General features: G+C 45.5%; 5 protein-coding genes. 1 reads left to right on the forward strand and 4 read right to left on the reverse strand.

Features of this window, described 5'->3' with window-relative positions; genetic code table 11:
- The 4 genes from B3O33_RS12605 to B3O33_RS12620 form a co-directional block, all read right to left on the reverse strand.
- A partial coding sequence (locus tag B3O33_RS12605; RefSeq protein WP_292363753.1) for a TonB-dependent receptor plug domain-containing protein occupies positions 1 to 1,681 on the reverse strand: 1,681 nt, incomplete at its 3' end.
- An 88-nt stretch (positions 1,682 to 1,769) separates the two neighbouring features.
- Positions 1,770 to 2,576 (reverse strand): substrate-binding domain-containing protein, encoded by an 807-nt coding sequence (locus B3O33_RS12610; RefSeq protein WP_292362066.1) that lies wholly within the window; start codon positions 2,574 to 2,576, stop codon positions 1,770 to 1,772.
- A 93-nt stretch (positions 2,577 to 2,669) separates the two neighbouring features.
- Positions 2,670 to 3,017 (reverse strand): winged helix-turn-helix domain-containing protein, encoded by a 348-nt coding sequence (locus B3O33_RS12615; protein WP_292362068.1) that lies wholly within the window; start codon positions 3,015 to 3,017, stop codon positions 2,670 to 2,672.
- Positions 3,018 to 3,056: 39 nt separating this feature from the next.
- Positions 3,057 to 4,121 carry a DUF2333 family protein gene (locus tag B3O33_RS12620; RefSeq protein WP_292362069.1) on the reverse strand — a complete coding sequence of 355 codons (1,065 nt, stop codon included), beginning with the start codon at positions 4,119 to 4,121 and terminating at the stop codon, positions 3,057 to 3,059.
- Between the two features lie 299 nt (positions 4,122 to 4,420).
- Here B3O33_RS12620 and B3O33_RS12625 point away from each other — a divergent pair, with 299 nt between their 5' ends.
- Positions 4,421 to 5,371 (forward strand): ABC transporter ATP-binding protein, encoded by a 951-nt coding sequence (locus tag B3O33_RS12625; protein WP_292362652.1) that lies wholly within the window; start codon positions 4,421 to 4,423, stop codon positions 5,369 to 5,371.
- Positions 5,372 to 5,506: the final 135 nt, after the last annotated feature.

Consider the following 5,506-nt stretch of genomic DNA (forward strand, 5'->3'; position numbering starts at 1 on the left):
CGTCTGTCAGCTTGAGATCGGAGCTTTTATTTTCCCGATCCAGATAGCTGTAATGACCACCAAACTCCCAATCGCCAAGCCAGAAATCACTGCTGAGTTCCAAGCCTTTGGCAGTCACTTCGCCAACATTTTGAAACTGGAACAGGTCAGGGGTAATGCTGACTTCCTGAATCAGATCCTTGATATCACTATAAAATACAGCCGCCTCAAATCGTGCGGTGGTGCCCACTTTATGTACCCAGCCAGTTTCAATGGTTCGGGATTGCTCGGCATCAAGTCCGGGGTTAGGCAGGGCAGAGCCAAACCGATAGGAATAGCGATCTTTAATAGTGGGGAAGCGGGATTTTTTCGACAGTGTCAGGCGGGCTTCATTACGATCATCAATGTCGATAAAGTATCCAATCTGCGGGTTCCATGAGTTGGCATCATTAGTCTCAAAAGGCTGTCCTGTTGCTACATCATCTGCCTGATCACTGCGGCGTCTGTCATAGCTTGCTCCAGCCACCAGATATTGTCTCTCGGTCAGACGAATAGTGTCTTCAATAGCTAAAGAGGTTGTCTTGTCCTGAAAGGTTCTGACTGGTTCGCCTAGATCGTTTTCTGTATGTTCATCAAACTTATAGTGGGCTGCCAGTTTGACATCATGCCGGCCTAGCGTTTTGCCAAATTCAACACTGGCACCGTAGGTTTCATCATCGTAAAAACTGTCAAAGGCATAAGGGCGATTTTGCGTGGTGTAAGTGTCATCATCGAAACTGGAAAGCAGATTATCAAAGCTGTCGTAATACAGACGCGTCTTGATATAGCTATCATCCCCGATCGCTGTATTACTGATGAAATAAACACTTTCTTTATCCCAATAAGGCCATTGCCAGTAACGGACACGGACATCGGGATTATCACCGGCATAGGGAGGCGTATTTTTTTCACCGTCCTGTTTGACATAGCCGATGGCGTATTCATCAGTTGAGTTGGGTGTTAATCCCAGCTTGATATTGAGCTTGGTATCTTTACGATCGGCATTATTACGCAAACCAGCGCCCTGGGCTTCAGTGGAATTAAAATCATCTGACAGCGAAAAACTGTCTTGCTGACGATAACTGGCACCCAGCTGGGCATACCACAGGCCTTGATTACTGCCGAGATTCAGCCAGGTACGTTTGCCATCACTGCCACTTCGATCACCCACGTTATAACCGGCTCCAATTTCCCCTTCGAGTTTTTCGGTGGGTTTGCGACTTACTAAGTTGATGGCACCGCCAAGTGTATTAGGGCCATATAAAACAGAGCTGAAGCTTTTTGAAACATTGATCTCTGCTAAATCAAATGTCGTAAAGCGGCCTAAATCTACATAACCATCGTATGGAATATAAACCGGAATACCATCAACAAATACCGGAACCTGACGCAAATCAAATCCACGGACAAACACCATCTGTTCACTTCTCGGGCCGATATTATTGGCGGTGACACCCGGCAGTCTATCCAGCGCTTCAGTGACTGTCTCACGATTTTCATCACGCATGGTCTGGGCATCAATAGTTGCTGATCCCAGTGCTGGAAGCGGTTGCACTGCATTGACTTCAATGCGACCCAAGTCAAAGCTTGAATCAGCTGAGGCGATAGCGCTGCATGCCAGAGATAGCGAAATAACGCCGAGGTTTAGTTTAAATGGGGTCATTTTTATATCCGTTTATATTTCTCAATGTATTTTTGTATATATATCGATAGCTAACGTTAAGCTTCAGAATTTCAATATTTACTTTTATTTATTTATTGGGTGGTGTGGCGGTAAAAAACAGCTGCTGATTATTTACTGTGAAAGTATCAATAATCTGTTTGCCTTTTTCGCTGGTCATAAAATCCATGTACTGTTTTGCCATAGTTGATTGCACATGGGCATGTTTTTCCGGGTTTACCGCCATAATGTGATACGGATTGGACAGCATTGATCCGCCTTCAAACAACAGCTTCAATTGCATTTTCTCCTGATACGCAATCTGAGTACCACGATCGGTTAATGCATAGCCTGACATTTCGTCAGCGATTTTCAACACAGCGCCCATGCCCTGGCCAGCTTGCACATACCAGCTGCCAGATGGGCTGATATTGGCGGCTTGCCAGAGTTGAAGTTCTTTTTTATGCGTACCGGAATCATCGCCACGGGAAACAAAGCGACTGCCGGATTCGGCAATTTTTTGCATTACTTCAGTGATGTTTTTAGCAGACGCAATGTCAGCGGGATCGTCGGCCGGGCCCACTACAACAAAGTCGTTATACATAACGTAGCGACGATCAATGAAATAACCTTCTTCGACATATTCAAGTTCGGCTTGCGGGGCATGCACCAGGGCAACATCGACATCACCATTTGCTCCCAGCTTCAGGGCTTGACCAGTGCCAACAGCGATCACAGCTACTTTGATATCGGTTGATTTAGTAAAGGCTTTATTTAGCACGCCTAACAGACCGGTATTGTCTGTACTGGTGGTGGTTGATAATTTCAGTAAAGAGTCGGCGTAAAGCGGAGAGGTCAGAAACAAACTGAGTATCAATACAATCGAAAAACGTTTCATGTTAATGCTCGATAATGTCTGGAAAAAATTCAATGTATTTCATCATACATATCGAGGGCTGTAAACGAAATATTTCAGCGTATATACCGGATATTAGTTTTTGAGTTGATGGGATAAAGTAAGCATTTCGTCTTCAATAGCCTGTTCAGCACGAAGCTGGGCTAGCCGATATTGCGTTAATACCTGTTTACCCAGTTCGGTTACTTCCGCTCCGCCGCCATGGCTGCCACCTTTAGCGGTGGTTACTATAGGCTGAACAAAACTCTCATTCATGGTGTTGACGAGATCCCATGCGCGTTTATATGACATATTCATCGCGCGGCCGGCAGCCGAGATAGAACCATTCTGGATAATGGCTTCCAGTAAATCAGCTTTGCCCGGGCCTAACGCGATCTTGTCATTGAGGTGAAGCCGGATTTTAACCGAAGTTTTAAAACTCATCTGTTGCTGAACCTGTTTGAATACCGCGATATTCTGATTTTACCCCTGTTCAAGCAATCGACGCAGATCAATCATAGCGGCATTGGCCCGAGAAACATAAGAAGCCATGACTAATGAGTGATTGGCAAACAGACCAAAACCGCTGCCGTTGAGAATAATTGGACTCCATACGGTGGCTTGGGTGGCTTCCAGTTCACGAATAATTTGCCGTAAGCTGATAAGTGCATTTTTTTTCTGTAATACATCAGTAAAGTCATGTTCTGCTGCTTTAAGCAGATGAATCATCGCCCAGATAGAACCACGTGCTTCGTAAAACACATCATCAATTTCAAGCCAGGGTGTTTTTGTTATTTTTTCATTTTGGGTAACCGTCGATTGGTGGGCACTGGGGTCACCGGCTAAGTCAGTATTAATACGCGCCTGTCCCACACTGGCACTGAGACGCTGAGACAGACTGCCTAAACGTTTTTCAGCGATACCAAGCCATGCGGCAAGGTTATCTGCCCGGGCATAAAACTGCGCTTCATCACGTTGCTCGTCAGCGAGCCGGGCCAAATAACTTTCAAGCGCTTTAATACCGTCACGATATTCACTTTCAGTCGGGGGGAATAACCAGGAGTCTGAATTAAAATTAAATTGTGGTTCGGCAATGATTAAGTCTTTATCTTCTGCAGATTGTGACTGGGAGCGGCTGATGTCGTTGCGTAGCGCGCGCGAATAGTCGCGAATCTGGACCAGAACGCCGAACTCCCAATTAGGCATATTGTCCATCCATACCGATGGTGGCATGACGTCATTGGTTAAATACCCACCAGGCTTGTCCAATAAGGTGTTGGCTAATGTAATCAGTGTGGCAGTGGAGGTGTAACCGGTCACCAGATCATGCTGTTTTTCAGCGGCTATTTCGACTGCATTTTGTTTGGGGTCAAAAGCACTCGGAGCTGAACTCCACCAAATCATGATCACGATGAATAAAAACACAATGATGGCGATTGCCACGAATAAGGCTTTGGATATTTGTCGGCGGCTGTCAGGATCGCGGAAGGAATCAATAAAATTCCACCACCGCTGACGAGTGCGCTGAATAAAAGTATTTGCGGCCATAAAACATCCAGAAGAATTAATTGTCAGATTTCACCATAGCGTATTTTTAACAGCAATAAAATGTAAAGATCCTGTTGGACAGGCATCGCATGTTTCACCCGGCTGGATGAAAAAATTTTCTACGGCGGGGCTGGCGATGTAAGGTCAACGGGCGCTGACGCCTTTCGGGAGCGGTTTCCCATAATTATGCAGGATAATTTCCTGAAAAGTTTACTTTAATAAGCTTGACGTAATAGTGAATGGGGCTGAATAATGCCCGGTTTGAAAATGCTTTTGATGAAGCGGGGGACGCTTTAAAAATGACACTCAGAGTTGAGATTGAAGATCTGGCCAAACATTTTGGCGAGATTCGAGCTGTAGATGGGGTAACCTTCTCAGTCAGTAAAGGCGAAGTACTTGGTTTTCTCGGACCGAATGGTGCCGGTAAATCCACCACAATGAAAATGATAACGGGTTTTCTGGCACCCACTCGCGGTACGGTCAGAGTCTGTGGTTATGATGTTCTGGCAGATCCTATTTCGGTCAAGGCCAACCTGGGCTATTTACCCGAAGGTGCGCCAGCCTATGCGGATATGACGCCAGACAGTTTCCTTAAATTTATTGCGGATATTCGCGGCCTGTCCGGTGCGGATAAAAAACGTGCTGTAGCATCTGCTGCTGAACGTGCCAGGGTCCTTAATGTGATGTATCAACCGATTGAAACCTTATCCAAAGGTTATAAACGTCGGGTCGGTCTGGCACAGGCCATATTGCATAACCCGCCGGTATTGATCATGGATGAACCGACCGATGGTCTGGATCCGAATCAGAAACATGAAGTGCGTACCCTGATTAACGAAATGGCAGAAGACAAAGCGATTATCATCTCCACGCATATTCTTGAAGAAGTGAATGCCCTGTGTACCCGTAATGTGGTGATTGCCAGTGGTAAAGTCGTGTTTGATGGCACGCCTGCCGAACTGGAAGCCAAATCACGTTATAACAATGCGGTGGTATTAACGGTCAATACAATCGATAACACCCAATTACTGCAGTATGTATCGGCACTGGATTTTGTAGCCGATACCGAAACGCTGACAACTGGTAACGGTATCCGGGTATTTCCAAAGAACAATGCGCATATCACCATTGCCTTATCGGAAAAAATTCGTGAACAAGGTTGGGAAATTGTATCGCTGTACGCTGAAAGCGGACGTCTTGATGAAGTTTTCCGGAGCATCACTTTGCCTAGTACTGCAGGAGTCAAATGATGAATATGCTGAATATATGGTTCATCATGAAACGTGAGTTCGGTGGTTATTTTGCCACGCCCGTTGCTTACGTTTTTATTATTATCTTTTTGTTATTGGCGGGTTTCTCGACTTTTTACGTGGGTAATTTCTTTG

The sequence above is a fragment of the Methylophaga sp. UBA1464 genome, from assembly GCF_002325665.1.
Taxonomy (GTDB): domain Bacteria; phylum Pseudomonadota; class Gammaproteobacteria; order Nitrosococcales; family Methylophagaceae; genus Methylophaga.